General features: G+C 57.6%; 12 protein-coding genes and 1 pseudogene. All 13 read left to right on the top strand.

All coding sequences use genetic code 11. The annotated features are described in order from the left end of the window. Positions 1-186: 186 nt before the first annotated feature. Positions 187-933, top strand: a pseudogene (locus H8A95_RS24535) (IS630 family transposase); the annotation flags it as partial. 233 nt (positions 934-1,166) lie between these two features. After that, positions 1,167-2,927, top strand: a complete 1,761-nt coding sequence (locus tag H8A95_RS24530) for a hypothetical protein (RefSeq protein WP_229185395.1) — start codon at positions 1,167-1,169, stop codon at positions 2,925-2,927. Positions 2,928-4,007: 1,080 nt separating this feature from the next. Continuing rightward, the gene (locus H8A95_RS43880; RefSeq protein ID WP_420839447.1) at positions 4,008-4,316 is read left to right on the top strand and encodes a transposase; all 309 of its coding nucleotides are present in this window, start codon (positions 4,008-4,010) and stop codon (positions 4,314-4,316) included. After that, the gene (locus H8A95_RS44505; protein WP_420839446.1) at positions 4,313-4,693 is read left to right on the top strand and encodes a transposase; all 381 of its coding nucleotides are present in this window, start codon (positions 4,313-4,315) and stop codon (positions 4,691-4,693) included. Before H8A95_RS43880 ends, H8A95_RS44505 begins: the two co-directional genes overlap by 4 nt. Before the next feature lie 600 nt (positions 4,694-5,293). After that, on the top strand, positions 5,294-6,472 hold the full coding sequence (locus tag H8A95_RS24520; protein ID WP_229185393.1) for an ABC transporter ATP-binding protein: 1,179 nt from the start codon (positions 5,294-5,296) through the stop codon (positions 6,470-6,472). A 110-nt stretch (positions 6,473-6,582) separates the two neighbouring features. Further along, complete coding sequence (locus H8A95_RS24515) at positions 6,583-7,443, top strand: carbohydrate ABC transporter permease (RefSeq protein WP_420839448.1); 861 nt, start codon at positions 6,583-6,585, stop codon at positions 7,441-7,443. Between the two features lie 8 nt (positions 7,444-7,451). Next, positions 7,452-8,291, top strand: a complete 840-nt coding sequence (locus tag H8A95_RS24510; RefSeq protein ID WP_229185397.1) for a carbohydrate ABC transporter permease — start codon at positions 7,452-7,454, stop codon at positions 8,289-8,291. A gap of 17 nt (positions 8,292-8,308) precedes the next feature. Next, complete coding sequence (locus H8A95_RS24505) at positions 8,309-9,574, top strand: ABC transporter substrate-binding protein (RefSeq protein WP_229185390.1); 1,266 nt, start codon at positions 8,309-8,311, stop codon at positions 9,572-9,574. Positions 9,575-9,663: 89 nt separating this feature from the next. Further along, complete coding sequence (locus tag H8A95_RS24500) at positions 9,664-11,193, top strand: alkaline phosphatase family protein (protein ID WP_229185389.1); 1,530 nt, start codon at positions 9,664-9,666, stop codon at positions 11,191-11,193. Between the two features lie 211 nt (positions 11,194-11,404). Further along, positions 11,405-12,541: a hypothetical protein gene (locus tag H8A95_RS24495; RefSeq protein WP_229185388.1), complete on the top strand. Its 1,137-nt coding sequence runs from the start codon at positions 11,405-11,407 to the stop codon at positions 12,539-12,541. Beyond that, entirely contained in the window at positions 12,538-13,668 is a 1,131-nt protein-coding gene (locus tag H8A95_RS24490; RefSeq protein WP_229185386.1) for an aminotransferase-like domain-containing protein, read from the top strand. Before H8A95_RS24495 ends, H8A95_RS24490 begins: the two co-directional genes overlap by 4 nt. After that, positions 13,665-15,257 carry a gamma-glutamyltransferase family protein gene (locus H8A95_RS24485; protein ID WP_229185385.1) on the top strand — a complete coding sequence of 531 codons (1,593 nt, stop codon included), beginning with the start codon at positions 13,665-13,667 and terminating at the stop codon, positions 15,255-15,257. The genes H8A95_RS24490 and H8A95_RS24485 overlap by 4 nt, the downstream gene beginning before the upstream one ends. Next, the gene (locus H8A95_RS24480) at positions 15,187-16,434 is read left to right on the top strand and encodes an amidohydrolase (RefSeq protein ID WP_229185384.1); all 1,248 of its coding nucleotides are present in this window, start codon (positions 15,187-15,189) and stop codon (positions 16,432-16,434) included. Before H8A95_RS24485 ends, H8A95_RS24480 begins: the two co-directional genes overlap by 71 nt. Positions 16,435-16,715: the final 281 nt, after the last annotated feature.

Here is a 16,715-nt window from a genome sequence, read left to right as displayed (position 1 = left end):
AAGCGCTTATGCCATGGAACCACGCCGCCTGACGGCCTTAGCTTGCCGCTTACATCGTTCTCGCGAGCTTTTGGGATGGAGATGGCGATGACGATAGGCAGACTGAAGGCAGATCTGGTGTTGTCGGATCAATAGCGTTCGCAGCTTCAAACGTTTGCACGTAGTCGCTCGCTGCCCGCGGCGCTCAATGGTTCCACACATTGGAGCATTCGCTCCGTGGCGGCCGAAGCTGGCATCTTCAAGACCAGCTTACAGCGTTATTTCCGAACGTTCGGCTTGCAACCGCATCTCTGAAGGCTTCAAGATCTCTAACGATCCTTTCTTCATCGAGAAGCTTCGCGACGTCGTCGGGCTGTATCGGAGCCCGCCCGACAATGCTTTGGTGATCTGTGTCGATGAGGAGGGTCAATGCCAAGCTTTGGAGCGCACGCAGCCAATGCTGCCCATGGGCTTCGGTTTCGTCGAAGGGATTACTCACGACTACAAGCGCCACGAGGCGGCCACGTTGTTCGCAGCGCTGAATGTGATTGATGGGACGGTGCTCGACAGGTGCAAGCCGCGTCATCGGCATCAGGAATTCCTATCGCTCCTGCGCGAGATCGCTAAAGAGGTTCCCATGGGGCTTGATATCCACTGCATCATCGACAATTACGCGGTCCACAACCACCCGAAGATCAGAGCTTGGCTGGCGATCAGGCCGTTGGCACATGCATTTCATTCCCACCTACAGTTCCTGGCTTAACCAAGTGGAGCGCTTCTTTGCGTTGATCACCGAAAAGGCGATCCGCCGCGGCTCTTTTCTCCAATGTTAAGCAACTCGTCGGGAAAATCGATCACTTCGTCACGGCATACAACGCCACCTGCCAGCCCTTCCGATGGACCGCTACGGCAGACGCAATCCGCGAAAAACTGCATCGACTTGCTCATGAATTACGAAACAGGACACTAGTAGTGATGGACTCTACCAATTCATGGAGGAGATTGCGGGGCTTAGGCCAGTTAGAAGCTCGTCGAGGTTAATATCCATTGGAATGGGCCTCCTCTATGAGGCTAGCTGGAAGGGGCTTATGCCAAGAAATAGCCGCTTTACCGACGGAAAGACGTTGTCACTCTTGCTGGATCGAGCTTTGTTGCCTCTGTCCGCCCTAACTACAGCGATCCTTTTCTTGTGGCTGCTATACTACAGTAGTTACGGTTTCGGTGTCAGCGCCGAAGGTTTCCACCTCAATTCCATCGCGAACCCATTCGCCTACACAATCAATAGCCCGCCGACGCTTTTTGGCTTCATTTATCACTGGCCATATCAGTGGGCGGGGCACGACATCGCAGTGCTTCGCATGGCGAACGTCACTCTCACCGCGGCGCTGGGCTGGATTCTCAGCTTCCTTGTGATCCGGCGCCTCTGGACAGTGGGTCGGCCACATGCGGCGGTGCTATCGGCAGGAATCGCCTGCCTGGCATTAGTCGCCTTTCACCTCTGGATACTGCTCACCCCCAACTACTACACACTGACCTTTCACTCGCTCTTGATGGTGATGATTGGGATGCTGCTTGCCGATCGGCCAGGGCGCATCCGCCAGGTCTTGGGCTGCATCCTGGTCGGCGTCGGCGGATGGTGCTGCTTCATGGCCAAGCCAACCACCGCTGCAGCCATCGCCCTCGTCGTTATGCTCTATGTCGTCGTTTTGCGCCGAAAGTCGCTGCTGCTCACGATTGGCGCGGCACTGGTCGCTCTCGCTCTGCTGATCGTTACCGCCTACCTGATCGATCGTGGCGTCACGGGGCTGGTGACCCGTATGGTCAAGAGCGCTGATTTTGAAATCCTGCTAGGTGCCCGGCACGAGTTGTCTTTCATGTTTCGGATCGACTGGCTCGAAACCAGTAGCGGGCAACTCACTATCGCCGTGTTAGTGGCGACAGTCCTTCTGTTGAGCATTCTCATAGGGCCTACGCACAAGTTGCTCTCATCGCTAGCACTCGCTGCGACCTTGCTTCTAACAATAGCGATTGCGCTGCTGGGGACCGATCCGATCAGCATCAAGCTCTCGATCCTATTCCTAGTGCCGGTCTTCATATGCCTTGGCGCGATGTTTTATCGTGAGGTTTTGATTCTGCGTACCCAGACTCCCACCAGCATCTCTCTAGCGCTAACCTTTTTGGTCCTGCCGCACGTGTTGGCACTGGGCTCCGCCGGCAACTACTGGTTCATCGGTTCGATGGCCGCCTTGTTCTGGATGCTCGCGGTCATTGCCTTCCTGAGCCCTCTTGCGCAACAGGGACGTAGCGTCGCCACTCTACTGCCCCTGACGGTGTTGGCACAGTTGCTCACTGCATCCGTAATCAATGCTGCCATCCTCAAGCCGTGGGGTCAGCTGAAAGATCTGCGCGCTTATACCGCTGTCACACTCCTGCCGGGTGGTGGAAAATTGGTGCTCTCGCAACCTCTCCACGACTACCTGGCCACCGCCAGAGCCCAGGCTCGCACGGCCGGTCTTGAAGTCGGTACCCCCGTGGTCGATCTCTCTGGCCACTCGCCGGGCCTGCTGTATGTGCTCGAAACGCGAGTGCTCGGTCTACCATCGCTGGTGGGGCCACATGACATTAGCTCAACACGCTTCGGTATACCACCGCCGGCCGTACCATATGCCGGCAGTAACGCAGCCGCGGTGGAAGCTCTCGGACTTGAGAACTGCGCCGATTTGGCTAAAGCGTGGGTACTGATCGAGCCGGAGGGGCCCCATCATCTTGACCAGGCCAGTGTCATGGCCTCCTTTGGAGCCCGCCAGGCGGATTACGTCGCCGCTGCTGCGTTCGAAACTCCGATCAATGACGGGGATTATCCCAAATCTTACAGGCAGTTTTTGTTGAAGCCCGTACGCCCCGTCGCGCCGGCAGAGCAATCCTGCCGTGAAATGAGGCGACATTGACCGGCTAACCTGTGATTCTCGCGCGTTGCCTACGAATCTCCGAGGAAACCCGGCTCCAACCCAAGCCCATGCCCGAGAGCGGCAAGCCGCCACATTTGGGTGGGCTTGCCCGCCAAGTCGTCGACGACGGCTGTAAGTCGGCATAACCGAAGATACCGACCTTGAGTATGGCCGCACTGCGGCAAGAAACGAAGACGCGCGTCCGCTTCGAGTTTCCGTCAGCTGCAGGCTGAGCGGTGCCAAAAACTGCGGATCTTCGTCGACCCGTCCGGAAAATTGTCCGCCGTAGAATGTGCCAACCGCAAGACAACCTTAGCGCGTCCTGGCCGACATTGTGCTCCACGTGCTTGTCCAAGGCCCGGGCTAAGGATCTCGCCGCCGAGCTGGGCAAGGCGCGTGGGCGCTTCGACTCCGATCGCATTGCTATCGAGTTCGAATTCCGATGCCTGGCGTGTACCGTGCGCACGTATCGTGACTGCGGCCTTACCGATTGAGACTCGCAGCGGCAGCCATTGATGCGATATGGTTCACCCGACATTTTGTCCAATCTTGAACGCTTCTCTGACCGATCGGGCTCGTAACGGGTACGTCAGGTCTCATGGTGGCCGGTTTCATTTCTTTTTTGCGCACAGAGGGCAGGCCATGTTGCTCTAACGGAGGGGGCGACAGCCTCATCGCGTGACATTCTCTTGGCCGATCCCGCAGAAGCTGATTCGGCACCCTCGAGGACTTTGTCGCCGGTCGTCGTTCCCCCTCAACTCGTATACCTGCTGTGGCGCTCAGCGAGTTGTTGAGCGGCCGGATGGCCCCATAATCTCCAGTCTGCCAAATCGGCCTGGAGCGCAGGAAAGAGCAGGCTGGACGCGATCCGGCGTCTGCTCCCCGATGTGGGCTTGTGGCATGCCACCGGCTATGTCCGCGAGGGCCAGTGCCCAGGCCGGCATGCAATAAAGCGTGCGTCCAGCGTCCTGAACAGAAATTCGCGACATTAGGAAGCTTGTGCGTGAGTGGTGTAGCGGCAGAAGCTGCGCGATGCTACCGAGGCTGAGGAGGTCCGACAATGGCAGAGCCGCCCACTTAATGTCGTGCGCCCGGCGCAAAGTTCTGGCTGCGATTCGTCAACGAGCTGAAGGCGGCGTCAACGACATCCTGATTGCCGTTGTTGACGGACTGCACGGCTTCCCGAAAGCGATCACAATGCAGACCCGCATCGTGCACCTGATCCGCAACAGGCTTGCCTTCGTCTCCTGGGAGGACCGCAAGGCAATCCCTGCCTCCAAAGCAATCTATCGGGAGCGCCGACGCCGGCGGCTGCTCGGCCAGATCTGGCGCAATGCGTGGGACACGTCGTACCGTTCTTCGCGCTCCTGCCGGACATCCGCAAGATGATCCATGCCACCAATGCGGTCGAGGCGTTGTATCGTTCGATGCGCAAGATCACCAAGACCCGCGGCATCTTCCCGACCGACGAGGCCGCGATCGAGCTGTTGTATCTCGCCATCAACAACGCCGGCGTCCCTTGGCGACGGCAGGTCGAATGGACTGCCGCAATGGGTAGTTCGCGATCCACTTCGGCGCGCGGTTTCCCGGAACAGCGCGCTGATGATCACAACCGACATCACGCAGCCGATAGTGATTGCCTGGTCCGAACCTTCGCCGTCAAGCCCCGCGCCTGCGGCGCGCCGCTTGACGGCGAGTTCAATTCCAAATGCAGTGATCCGGTTACTCGTGCCGGTTGCGCAGCTGTGCGCCAAACGCTCGATTGACGCCCCTATTCACCCTGCGCGGACCACATAGCAGACGTCCTACAGCACCAATGAGATCCATCCGATCGAACAGCTTCGAGCCAAAGTCAAAGATCATCGAGAAGGCGAGGTTAGTGCACCGGCTGTTGACCTAACGACATCCAATTTTTGCGAACACGTCAGGCCCCTGCGCAGCCTTGAACTGTTCAAACTCGAGGTTGAAGGTGATTGCCTATCGAACCGAATTCGGTTCGCGTTCGTCCCGTCGCTCTCAAATACGATCCGCAGTAAACGAGATCGCCTTGTGCTCGGCGAGCGCTTAGGCGGACGAGCGAGGTCGGACCGATTCGCTATTCGGCCGCATCGCTCAGCGAGCTTGTCTCAAGATAACTTTCAGGCAGCGGGATGAGGGGGCTCCAACTCCGGCGATACTAAGCTCGCGTCGAAGCGGAACATCTCATCGCATTTTGCGCTGATTCAGATCGAATTATACGATGAGCGTCATTCGGCTGTAGCAGTGCGGGTTTTGAAGTTCTCCCACGTCAGCGACCTCGTCCAGGCGAGATCGGCAATCTCTTTGCCGTGCTCCGTGGGTTTCATAACGATTTGGAAGTAACGGCGATGGCATCCGTATTGATTGATAGCATCCAAAAGAATTACGGCGTGACGTCTGTCTTGCGCGGTGTTTCGCTGTCGATAGCCGATGGTGAGTTCCTGACGTTGCTGGGGCCTTCGGGTTGCGGCAAGTCAACGCTGCTGCGTATCCTGGCAGGGCTAGAGGTCCAGGATGCAGGATCAGTCACAATCGGCGAACGGGTGGTGGACGGGCTGCGACCGAAGCGGCGGGACGTGGCGATGGTGTTCCAGTCATACGCGCTCTATCCGCACATGACAGTCGCCTCCAACATCGCGCTACCGCTTCGGATGCGCAAGCTCTCTGCGGTGCGGAGGCTTCCTCTTCTCGGCCGCCTGCTGCCAGGCACGACACAGGTTGCTGGCGAGATCGACGAGGAAGTCACCCGTACGGCTAAGTCTCTCGGCATCGGCCATCTGCTGGTGCGCAAACCGGGACAGCTCTCCGGCGGCCAGCGCCAACGCGTGGCGGTTGGACGGGCAATGGTGCGGAATCCGGCTATCTTCCTGATGGACGAACCCTTGTCCAACCTCGACGCCAAGCTTCGAGTGCAAATGCGAGCCGAGATCAAGGAGCTTCACCAAGGACTCGGGGTCACGTTCGTCTATGTTACCCATGACCAGGCCGAGGCCATGACGCTGTCGGATCGGGTGGCCGTGATGATCGATGGTGAGCTGTTGCAGGTCGCTCCGCCGCAGGACATCTATGCCGATCCCGACGACCGACGCGTTGCCGAGTTCATTGGTTCGCCAAAGATCAATATGCTCGATGGTGTGGTGCGCGAGCGTGGCCTGATCGATGTGGCCGGAGCGACACTCACGATCGAGACTGACGCGCGTCCCGGCGCCGCTCTAACCCTTGGCATCCGTCCGGAGGCTTTTCATCTCGCCGACCACGGCGGGCAGGGCTCGCTGACCGGTTCGGTGCGCATGATAGAGCATATGGGCTCCGATCTCTTCGTCCATCTCGATCTGGCAGGTATCGATCATCCGTTAATTGTAAGGCTGCTGGCCGAGCGGGCACCTTACATCACTCCGGGCCAGACTTTGCATGTTGGCGTCAGGCCGGACCGCGTGCTTCTATTTGCTCGTGATGGGCGGCGTTTGCGCCGGGACGCGGAATCCGACTGGACATCGGTCACTCCGTTCCGGGAAGTTGCCAGATGAGCAAGCCTCTTGCGCTTTACGGCGCCTCCGACGGGCCGTCTGCGACAAGTGGCGCTCGAACGTTGCCATCGCGCACCGCTTTCTCGGCAGACAGGCGCGCCTTTGCGGAGATGCTGATAGCTTGGACGTTGGCTGGGCCAGCAATCTTCTTCCTGCTCGTCCTATTCTTCCTGCCAGTGATTGGTGTATTCGTCATCGCGCTCACTGACTGGCAGTTCGGCGCGCGTTCGCTCTCCTTTGTCGGCCTCACCAATTTCCGCGAGGTCTTCGCTGACGCGGGTTTCAGGACCTCGCTTTTCAACACCGTGATCTACGCTTTGATCGTCGTGCCGGGCACTGTCGTCTTCGGCCTACTGATCGCGCTCCTGATCGAAAGCGGAAAGTCCTGCCGCTCGTTTTATCGCGCCATTCACTTTCTGCCATTCATGGCGACGCTCACGGCGATGGCGATCGCCTGGGGGACGCTACTTCATCCCACCATCGGCCTCGTCAACCAGACGCTCGCGGCCATGGCCCTGCCGACGGCCAACTGGCTGGGCCAGGAGAATACCGCGCTCCCGGTGTTGGCCGTCATCGGCATCTGGCAGAACCTCGGCTATGCCATGGTGTTGTTTCTCTCCGGTCTCAAGAGCATCCCGCAAGATCTCTACGACGCTGCAGATGTCGACGGCGCTGACCTTTGGTTCGACCGGCTGCGCACCGTCACCCTGCCTATGCTCGGGCCGGTCTCCATGTTCGTTGTCGTCGTCGTGGCACTGAGGGCATTTGAGTCTTTCGACACCGTAAAAGTGCTTACTCAAGGCGGGCCCGGCCACGCCTCCGAAGTGCTGCTCTACACGCTATATCGGGAGAGCTTCGAATATCTGCGCACTGGATACGGTGCCGCTATTGCCGTCGTCTTTCTCATCATCGTCGTTACGCTTACCCTCGTTCAAGCTCGCGTCATGGACAGGAAGGTGCATTACCAATGAGCGACACCATGTCCACAAAGCGCCTGTCGTCGCTCGCTGCCATTCTTCGGCATGCCGTGCTACTGCTCACCGGCGCACTCATCCTCTTGCCATTCGTGTGGATGATCTCGCTGTCAATCAAGCCACCCGGTGAAATCTTCCGCGCGTCCTTCTCATTTTGGCCTTCGCAATTCTACGGCGTCGAGAACTACACCAAAGCGCTGACCGAGGCGCCGCTGCCGCGCTACATGATCAATGGCCTGATCGTATGCAGTCTGATCTTGGTGCTACAGATTCTTGTCTGCGCGCCTTGCGCTTACGCGCTCGCCAAGCTGCGGTTTCCCGGCCGCGACCTGCTCTTCGTCATGGTGCTGGTCGGCCTACTGTTGCCGCATCAGGTGCTCGCGCTGCCGCTCTTCGTCTTCGGTTACCAGCTAGGGATCCTCAACACCTATACGGCCCTCATCTTCCCCTACGTCGTCTCGCCCTTCGGCATCTTCCTGTTCCGGCAATTCTTCAAAACTATTCACGACGATGTGGTGCACGCCGCCCGCCTCGACGGTCTCTCTGAACTCGCCATCGTCTGGAGGATCTTGGTGCCGATGGCGCTGCCTGCCGTCATCGCCTTCTCTATCTTCTCGGTGGTCGGCCACTGGAACGATCTTTTCTGGCCGCTGATCGCGGTGCGCGACCAGTCACTTATGCCGCCGCCGCTCGGCATCATGGTCTTCAAGAACGAGGAGGCCGGCAACGACTTCGGTCCCCTCATGGCTGCGTCCACTCTCATCGTGCTGCCTCTGGTCATCGCCTTCCTCACCGCACAGAAATGGTTCGTCGAAGGAATGACCGGAGGAGCTGTCAAACAATAGCTTCGTGGAGTCGACCGATGCCTCTTTCACGCAGGATCTTTCTCTCGACGGCGACGGCCATGGCGGCAACGCCGATCCTGAAGGCCGTTGCGCACCCTGAAACAACGATCCGGGTTTCTTACGCTCCGGCCGCTCTCAAAGGTCTCTATGAGGCGCTTGCGCGGCGTTTCATGGACACGCGCCCAGACATTAAGGTCGTTCTCGATACTCCCGTCGCCACCTATGACGACCTCGTTCAACAAACGTTGAGGCAGAGCATAACCAAGCAAATGCCCGACGTTTCGCACCAGGGGTTGAATCAGATTCGTCCTTTGACGAATCGCAGAACCGCCGTGCCGCTGGATGGCTTCATCGGCAGTGATCCTACTTGGAAGACGATCGGCGTTCCCGACGCCGTGACATCCTGGGCGTCGTACAGCGGAAAAACGTATGGCTTGCCTTTTGGGATTTCCATTCCAGTGCTCTTCTACAACACAGATCTCGTGAAAAAGGCCGGTGGCGACCCCAACAGCTTGCCTGCCGATTGGGATGGCGTAATCGAACTTGGTAAGAAGATCGGCGCCTTGGGGCAAGGTATCAGCGGCTTATATGTCGAATACACCAATACCGGATGGTCGTTTCAAACGCTTGTGGGCAGCTTTGGCGGCCGTATGATGAGCGAAGACGAAAAAAAGATCGAGTTTGACGGACCGCCTGGTCTTCAAAGCTTGAACCTATTGCAGCGCCTCGGGAGAGAAGGCCAGCCGGCTTTTGAAAGAGACCAAGCCCGGCAAGCGTTTCGGGCTGGCACTCTCGGAATCATCTTCACCTCAAGTAGTGCGCTCAACAGCTACCAGCAATCGGCGGCTGGAAAATTCGACTTAAAGGTCGGACCGTTCCCGATCTCTTCAGCGAATGCCAAGTTTCCCGCTGGCGGCAATGGAATCGTCATGCTGACCGACGATCCAGCAAAACAGAAGGCTGCCTGGGAATACGTCAAGTTCGCGGTGGGGCCGGTCGGCCAAAGCGTGATGGTCCAGACCTCTGGCTATGCACCAGTAAACACCGTGGCGATGGAAGATGCCGTTGGGCTTGGGAAGTTCTTCGAGCAACACCCTCAACACCGCGTCGCCGCTCAACGCCTTTCACTGATGACAGGTTGGTACACGTTCCCAGGTGAGAATAACTCAAAGATCATCAAGACCATCGAGGATCACTGCCATCTTGTGATCTCTCAGAAGAAGGATCCCGCCACCGCGCTTTCGAGCCTCACGAAAGGCGTAGACGCTCTCCTACCCCACTGACGAAACCATCGCACCTGGCAACTGGCCGGCAGCGCAATCAATACCGGACCGAGCGCTTCCCGGCAGACATCACTAAGGCAATGGGATTAATGACTGTCAACAAGACTGAGCAGGCTCGCTTTGTCGTGGTTAGTTTCGATGGCCTGCGCCCGGACCTGATCGATTCCGCTCTCACGCCAAACATTGTTCGGCTAAAGGAAAGGGGTGTAACTCTTGCGTGTCATCGGACAGTCTATCCCAGCGAGACACGGGTCGCCTTTCCGAGCCTGATTACGGGTGCCACGCCCGATCAACATGGGATGATTGGTAACAAGTATGTCGATCGAACGGCAATGCCGACGCGCTATATTGATACATCGGACGCAAAGCGATTGCGCGAACTCGATTTGGAAAGCGGCGGCCGACTGATGAGCGCGCCCACGCTCGGCGAAATCTTGGCTAAGAGGGGCAGAAGCCTTGCGGTTCTTGCAACGAACACTCCGGGCACGACGCGCCTATTTCATCATAAGGCAGAAGACTTCGGCCATATGCGTCTGTCGGGCCATTTCCCTGAGGCCTGCACACCTGACACATTAAAATTGGAAATAGAGGATCGTTTTGGAACGCTACCACCAGCGCCGCCTCCGGGAACGCCAGATCTCGAAGCGCAGGAGCTGATCACGTCAGCTTTCCTCGAAGTCGTCTGGCCAAAATCGAAGCCGGACGTCACGATCCTTTCGTTCGGAGAACCCGACACTTGCTCTCATTTCAGCGGAACCGGTGCCGAGAAGACCCGTGAAGTCATCGCCTTCTGCGATAAGCAGCTTGGCCGCGTGATCGATTGGTGGGAGGCTGAGGCACACAACAATGATGTCCAGATTGCTGTAATCTCCGATCATGGGCATATCACCGGGCATACTCGGGTTTCTGTTGCGGATAGTCTGCGTCGCGCTGGTTTTTCACCATCAACAGCTCCCGGGGTGGATGTGGATGCTGTCGTTGTGCCAGGCCAAGTCGGCGCGATCTACCTTCCCGATCGCACCGACAGAAATGTCATAAAGGCGGTCGAAGCGATCACCTCAGAACCTTGGTGTGGGTGTGTATTCACTGCTCCAAAGAACGAGGTTGAGGGGATCGCACCAGGAACATTTGGCCGCCATCTCGTTGGCGTCGAGCATGCGCGGTCGCCGGACATCGTCTTCTCGTTCCGGACGGACGATAGTGTCGATCCGTTCGGCCTTGTTGGAGGCACCTACTACGACAATGACCGCAGAACCGGTCTCGGCTTACATGGAGGACTGCATCCAAAAGAGTTAGCCGCGGTCGGCGTGCTGGCGGGTACAGCTTTCCTCGACTCTGGGCTCATGTCACGTACTCCGTCGGGAATTTGCGATGTCGTTCCGACAATCCTAGAGGTCATGGACATCGAGCGATCACAGGGTATGACCGGTCGCGTTCTTCAGGAGGCGCTTGCCAATACCTCAGCCGCCGCGGACTCATCAATAACTCCAGACATTTTCGAAACGGGGAGCGGTGCTTATTCGCAGGCTCTGCGGCGCGTTCGCGTCGGCACGAGCATCTACCTTGATGGCGGGTGGGTCGGCTCCGGTGCGCCGACGGCCGCCAGACGACATGCGTGAGGAATAATCATGGCGGTTGCGCGTCCTGGCACTCAAAAGAATCGGTTCCGTGGCAAAGCGAGCCGATCGATGTTCCAGCGGCCTCAGCGCTCAGTGAAGGGGGCGCGTCCGGTAGAGATGCAGATGCTCGAGACTGATGCCAAGTGGCTTCATCCGATCAACTTAGTTGTATCCGAGCGAGCTGTAGTCGAGCAGTGCCTGAGGTGTAGCTGTGAGAACTGAAAAGGCCGGCGCAACTCTGTTCTTAGGTGAGCAGCGCTTGCTCAGTGCTGGCGTTCTAGGCCTTAGATATCTACGCCGGGGTCAGGACGACCAACCTCTCGTCGTCTTCCTGCCGGGTGCCGCACATCTGGCGCGTATTGCATATGGTGATCCGACGTCTTCGCGAATGGATTTTCTGGATCATTGGCTCGAAACACGAGGGATTGGACTGGCTGCACTATCTTATCCCAGTGACCACCCCGCCATCGATGCACCAATGCCCACTCTTACCATTGACGCTTGGGCGCGATGGATTGCGACAGTTGTTGCTGAAGTCCTGCAAAACACTCCAAATCGTTGTGTTGTCGTCGTCATGTGGAGCATGGCAGGCCGCTCAGCAGCGGCGGTAAACGGTACGCTTAAGAAACACGGCATCAACGCAATTTGCTTTATTTCGCTGGCCGCAACGCCCCCGCTTTCGGGCTTGATCCCGACCACGCCTGGCGGTGAGGCGCTAACACCTGACGGTTTGTGGGCACGAACGGTGGCTTCGGCGCCAGACGGCATCCAAGATCGGTTGACGCAGGGCTTTCTCTCGAGCTTGGCGGATCAAAGGCAACGTGATGGGCACCGGAGCCTGGACGAGGAGGTCTATCTGCGGGATTATCTTTGCAACACTCCGATCATGCTGCGAGGTTCACCACAACGCTATAACGAACTCGGAGTGATCTGGGACCGAGAAGCGGCTGAGGTCGATATGGCTGCGACGCAGTTTTCGCAGTTCCCGCTGACAGCGATGATCGTACCGACTGATAGATCTGATGAAGGTCATGCGCTCGGCGATCAGGCCGCCTGGAGTTTCATCAACGCACAGATGATTCGCACCATCGCAGCAGAATTAGGCACAGAGCAGTGGGAAAAGTTGCGAGCGCTGGTGCGTGAGCTTCCGCAGCGGCTTTATCGGGAAGTGCCCGGAGGTCATTTCTTTTTTGTCGGAAGATCGGGTGCCGAAGCGACAGCTGATCGTATAACGCGTCTTATCATCGAGGCGCGTCAACTGCATAGCGAGATCGATTTGATTCTCGAAGGGAGCCGCGGCGCAAAAGCAATCAGTGCTTTCGGTGAAATAGCAGGAGACACCAAGTGAATAAGGTTGTGAGGCCTGTTGCGGCCAATGAGCCCATCGATATGACGCGCACCATGCCACCCGAAATTCTCGGCTTGACTCGCCGCATTCAAGAGGCCCTGGCACATGTTGCCCAATCGGGCGACCTCGATCATCTCATCCAACGCCATCACTTTTTTGGCACCGACGGTGAGCGAGCCGTCGGCGCGTCCTGGCTGTCACATCGGCTCGGATTTGATCCCGGCATCGATAGGCTGTTCATCACCGGAGGTACGCAGAATTGCCTAGAAATTCTGATGCCGCGGCTCGTCGGTACAGGTGGCTGCGTAGCAACGGAGATGTTGTCCTATGCCGGCAACACCCAGGTCTGCAAGTTGTTCGGCATTCGCGTGGTTGGGGTGGAAATTGACGAATATGGCATTCTGCCGGACGCGTTTGCGCAAGTCTGCGAGAGGCATCACCCAAAGGTCCTTTACTGCAATCCTACGATTCACAACCCAACAACGTCGAATTTGCCTGAAGACCGACGTCGGGCTATTGCCGAGATCGCACGCAGACATGGCGTAATAATTATTGAAGACGACGTTCACGCAAAACTCGCTCCCGGCGCTTTCCCTACTATCATGTCGATCGCTCCGGATATTACTTGGTATCTGATGAGCGTTTCAAAATGTATCGGCATGGGTTTGCGGACGGCGTTCCTTGTTGCTCCTGACGCTCGCGCATTGATCGATCTGCGGGAGCCCATTCAGAGCATTTCGTCGTGGTTTGTGCCGGGCATATCGTCGGTTGTCGTCACTCATCTCATCAAAACGGGAGCGGCGGATGAAATCGCTGCCAGCATCCGCGAAGAGGTTGCCGCAAGACAGGCGATCGCGACGGAGGCTCTCGATGGCTTTGACTTCCAGACAAAAATAAATGCGTTGCACCTCTGGCTGAGTCTGCCTGACCGATGGAGTGTGCGTGAGCTCGTGGCGGCGGTCCGACCGCACAATGTTGTCGTGCGTCCAAGCGATTTGTGTAACGCCGGCGGGATTATGATGCCAAATAAAGTGCGATTGTCTCTCGTCGCTCCCCGGAGCAAGCGCGACCTCGCGTATGCCGTTAAGATTATCGCAGACAACCTACGACGTGAGCCGAAGCAATGAACGGCAAGACGCCGACCGTATCGTCGTTGACCGGCATCGTTGCCGCTGCGCACCCTCTCGCTGCCAACGCCGGTTCACGAATTCTTGCAGCCGGCGGTAACGCGTTCGACGCCGCAGCGGCGACCGCCGCTGCTCTCAACGTTGTGGAGCCCTATAACTCCGGTCTCGCCGGAATGGGTATAGCAATCTGCTACGTAGCGGCAGAGGATCGGATCCGCGTGCTGGACTTTGTTCCGGCGTTCCCCCGTGGTTTCGATTTTGCGAGTACCGACGAGCGCATGTCGCTCCGACGGGGCGGCTATGGGACAGGCTTGCCAGGTTGTCTCGCAGGTTGGGCTGAACTTGGACATCGATATGGAAATATGACGCTCGCCGATACGCTGGTCCCGGCGATCAATCTTGCACGCGACGGCTTTCCGCTAATCGAACTCAACGTGGAGGCTTTGCGAGCGTCCCGGCAGCAACTCTCGTCGTTCCCTGAATTGCTAATGAATTGGACGGAGGTCTACGGCAAGTCCGACACAGAAAATCAATCCGGGAGCGTGCTCCGCCAACCAAAGCTTGCCGCCACCTACGAAGCCGTCGCTAAATCGGGAATTCGTTACCTCTATGATGGACCTCTCGGACACGAGATTGTAGAAGCCGTGCGCGCCCATGGTGGCTGCCTGACGGAAGACGACATCGCTTCCTCCAAGCCGCGCTGGCAGGAGCCCATCAGCGTCAACTATCGGGGCAGCACTATTTACGCGCCTCCACCTCCATCCCACGGCTTTCAGTACCTCCTAACGATGGGATTGCTTGGTAAATTCAATCTCCCGGAATCACAGAGAAGCGAAGGTGATCGACTCGACATTCTCTTTCGTGCGATTCGCTCAGCGGCCAGAACGCGCATTGAATGCGAGATTGAGAATACGGGAGCATTCGCCCAGCTGATTGACGACGTCAATCTCTCCCGATTGCAAACAATCGCTTTGAGCAGAGACGCCATTGAGGGGCCGACCGAATACACGACGGTCACATTGACTGTCGATCGCAGCAGGGAGAACACTACTTCGTTCTCGGTAGCCGACCGCAGCGGCAACATGGTGGCAATAACTCAAAGTCTCGGTCAGTATTTCGGTTCGGGGATCATCACCAGAGAGCATGGCGTCGCTTTGAATGATCTGCTGCACTACGGAAATATCGAGGAGGGCAGTGCAGGCGCACGTAGCCGGGTTCTTGGATTGCCATTCTGTCCTTCGATTGTCGTTTCCCCGGATCGTGTATTGGCTTTCGGCACTCCGGGCAGCTTCGGCATCCCCCAAACTCAAGCGCAGGTGCTTGTCAATTATCTCGACCGCGGCATGTCTTTGCAAGACGCTATCGATGCGCCGCGCGCGCGGCTATGGCCCGGCCGCAGCATCGAAATCGAGAGCCGCGTCGGGGAGGCCGCTTTGGAAATTCTGGCAAAGCACGGACACGATATCAAACCCGCGAGTGGCTGGACGAAGCTTGTAGGAGGTATGCAGGGGATAGTGCGTGATCGAGCAACAGGCGTCATGTCTGGAGCTGCAGATCTGCGTCGCGACGGTTGCGTCGCAATCGCCTAAAGACGATAGCCTAGGCAGTCGAGAACATCAAAAAATGGATCCAACTCTAATAGCTAAGCTGACTCAGTGGCGCCATCAGCTGCACATGAACCCGGAGCTGTCGACCAGAGAGTATCAAACGGCGGCGTTCATTGTCCAGAAGCTGTCTGAACTTGGTGTGAGCCGTATTGAGAGACTCGGTGAGACGGGAGTTGTTGGTACAATAGTGCGCGAGGGCTCGAGTTCGAGCGTTGCACTTCGCGCAGACACGGACGCTCTTCCCATTGTTGAACAGAACGTATTCTCCCACAAATCCCGACAGCCAGGTGTGATGCATGCCTGTGGGCACGATGGCCACATCGTTATGCTTCTCGGTGCCGCCGTTTTGCTGCTGAAGTGCCCGAACTGGACAGGCACAGTTCATCTCGTCTTTCAGCCTGCGGAAGAGGGCTTCGGTGGAGCGAGAACTCTGATCGACCACGGCCTCTTCGAGAAGTTTACAGCGCATCGAATTTTTGGACTGCACAACTGGCCAGGTTTGGACGTCGGTACCGTCGGAATTCACCGGGGCGCGGTGATGGCGGCCAGCTCGGCCTTGGATATTACAATTAACGGGAGATCCGGCCATGCCGCCATGCCGCACATGACAAGCGACCCCAATTTGGTGCTGGGTTATCTCGTCGGTGCCCTGCAATCCATTGTGTCCCGTAATGTTGACCCGCTTGATTCTGCGGTAGTTTCTGTTTGCATTGTTCAGTCCGGGACCGCGCGCAACCAAATTCCGTCGTCTGGAACACTCGCCGGTACTGTAAGAACCTTGTCTCACGACGTCCTCTCCCTAGTGGAGAAACGCATGAGACTGATGGCTAAAGGTTTCGGTGTGGCCTTCGATGTCGAAATCGACGTGGACTTCCGTCCCGGCAGTGCAGTGGTGAACTCGTTGCATGAGGTCGAAATTGCAGCCCAAGCCGCCCACGGAATGGGGCTGGCCGTTCGACATGATCTTGTTCCGAGCATGGCTGCTGAAGACTTTGGAGAATATCTTAGGCATGTGCCCGGGGCATATATTTGGATTGGTTCGGGTCCCGCGAAGAATGGTCACGTGCTCCACAACGCTAGCTATGACTTCAATGACCAGGTTATCCCCATCGGGGCGCAATGGATGGCAGATGTCGCGATGACATCGCTTGAGCGATAAACTGTTCTCGCTTTCGCCGGCAACTACTGACGCGGAGCGCAGCGGCTTGATCCCGGCGACTGCCGTGTACTTGGTACGCCCATCGCGGATTGCCCTGATACCAGCTTCGCAGACAGCGAGCGGCGTACGAAATCCGGTTCGCCCTGACTGAGCTTGATCACGTCTGCGGCCCGATCGCGAAGCTCAGCCGCACGAGCTGTCATGGCCCTGGTTGCAGAGGGACGGAAGACTTTGAGCCGTTCTGCAACGAGGGGCAAGATAGGAAACCTGCGAACTGCGGA

This window comes from Bradyrhizobium oropedii (assembly GCF_020889685.1).
Classification (GTDB): Bacteria; Pseudomonadota; Alphaproteobacteria; order Rhizobiales; family Xanthobacteraceae; genus Bradyrhizobium; species Bradyrhizobium oropedii.
The sequence above is the reverse complement of the archived record's forward strand: the minus strand, read 5'-3'. Positions and strand labels throughout refer to the sequence as shown.

What these genes read in the sequence shown, in the direction of transcription:
- H8A95_RS43880 (WP_420839447.1), top strand. Translation starts at nt 4,008, where the DNA reads ATGTCGTGCGCCCGGCGCAAAGTTCTGGCTGCGATTCGTCAACGAGCT.
- H8A95_RS44505 (WP_420839446.1), top strand. Translation starts at nt 4,313, where the DNA reads ATGATCCATGCCACCAATGCGGTCGAGGCGTTGTATCGTTCGATGCGC.
- H8A95_RS24520 (WP_229185393.1), top strand. Translation starts at nt 5,294, where the DNA reads ATGGCATCCGTATTGATTGATAGCATCCAAAAGAATTACGGCGTGACG.
- H8A95_RS24510 (WP_229185397.1), top strand. Translation starts at nt 7,452, where the DNA reads ATGTCCACAAAGCGCCTGTCGTCGCTCGCTGCCATTCTTCGGCATGCC.
- H8A95_RS24505 (WP_229185390.1), top strand. Translation starts at nt 8,309, where the DNA reads ATGCCTCTTTCACGCAGGATCTTTCTCTCGACGGCGACGGCCATGGCG.
- H8A95_RS24515 (WP_420839448.1), top strand. Translation starts at nt 6,583, where the DNA reads ATGCTGATAGCTTGGACGTTGGCTGGGCCAGCAATCTTCTTCCTGCTC.
- H8A95_RS24500 (WP_229185389.1), top strand. Translation starts at nt 9,664, where the DNA reads ATGACTGTCAACAAGACTGAGCAGGCTCGCTTTGTCGTGGTTAGTTTC.
- H8A95_RS24485 (WP_229185385.1), top strand. Translation starts at nt 13,665, where the DNA reads ATGAACGGCAAGACGCCGACCGTATCGTCGTTGACCGGCATCGTTGCC.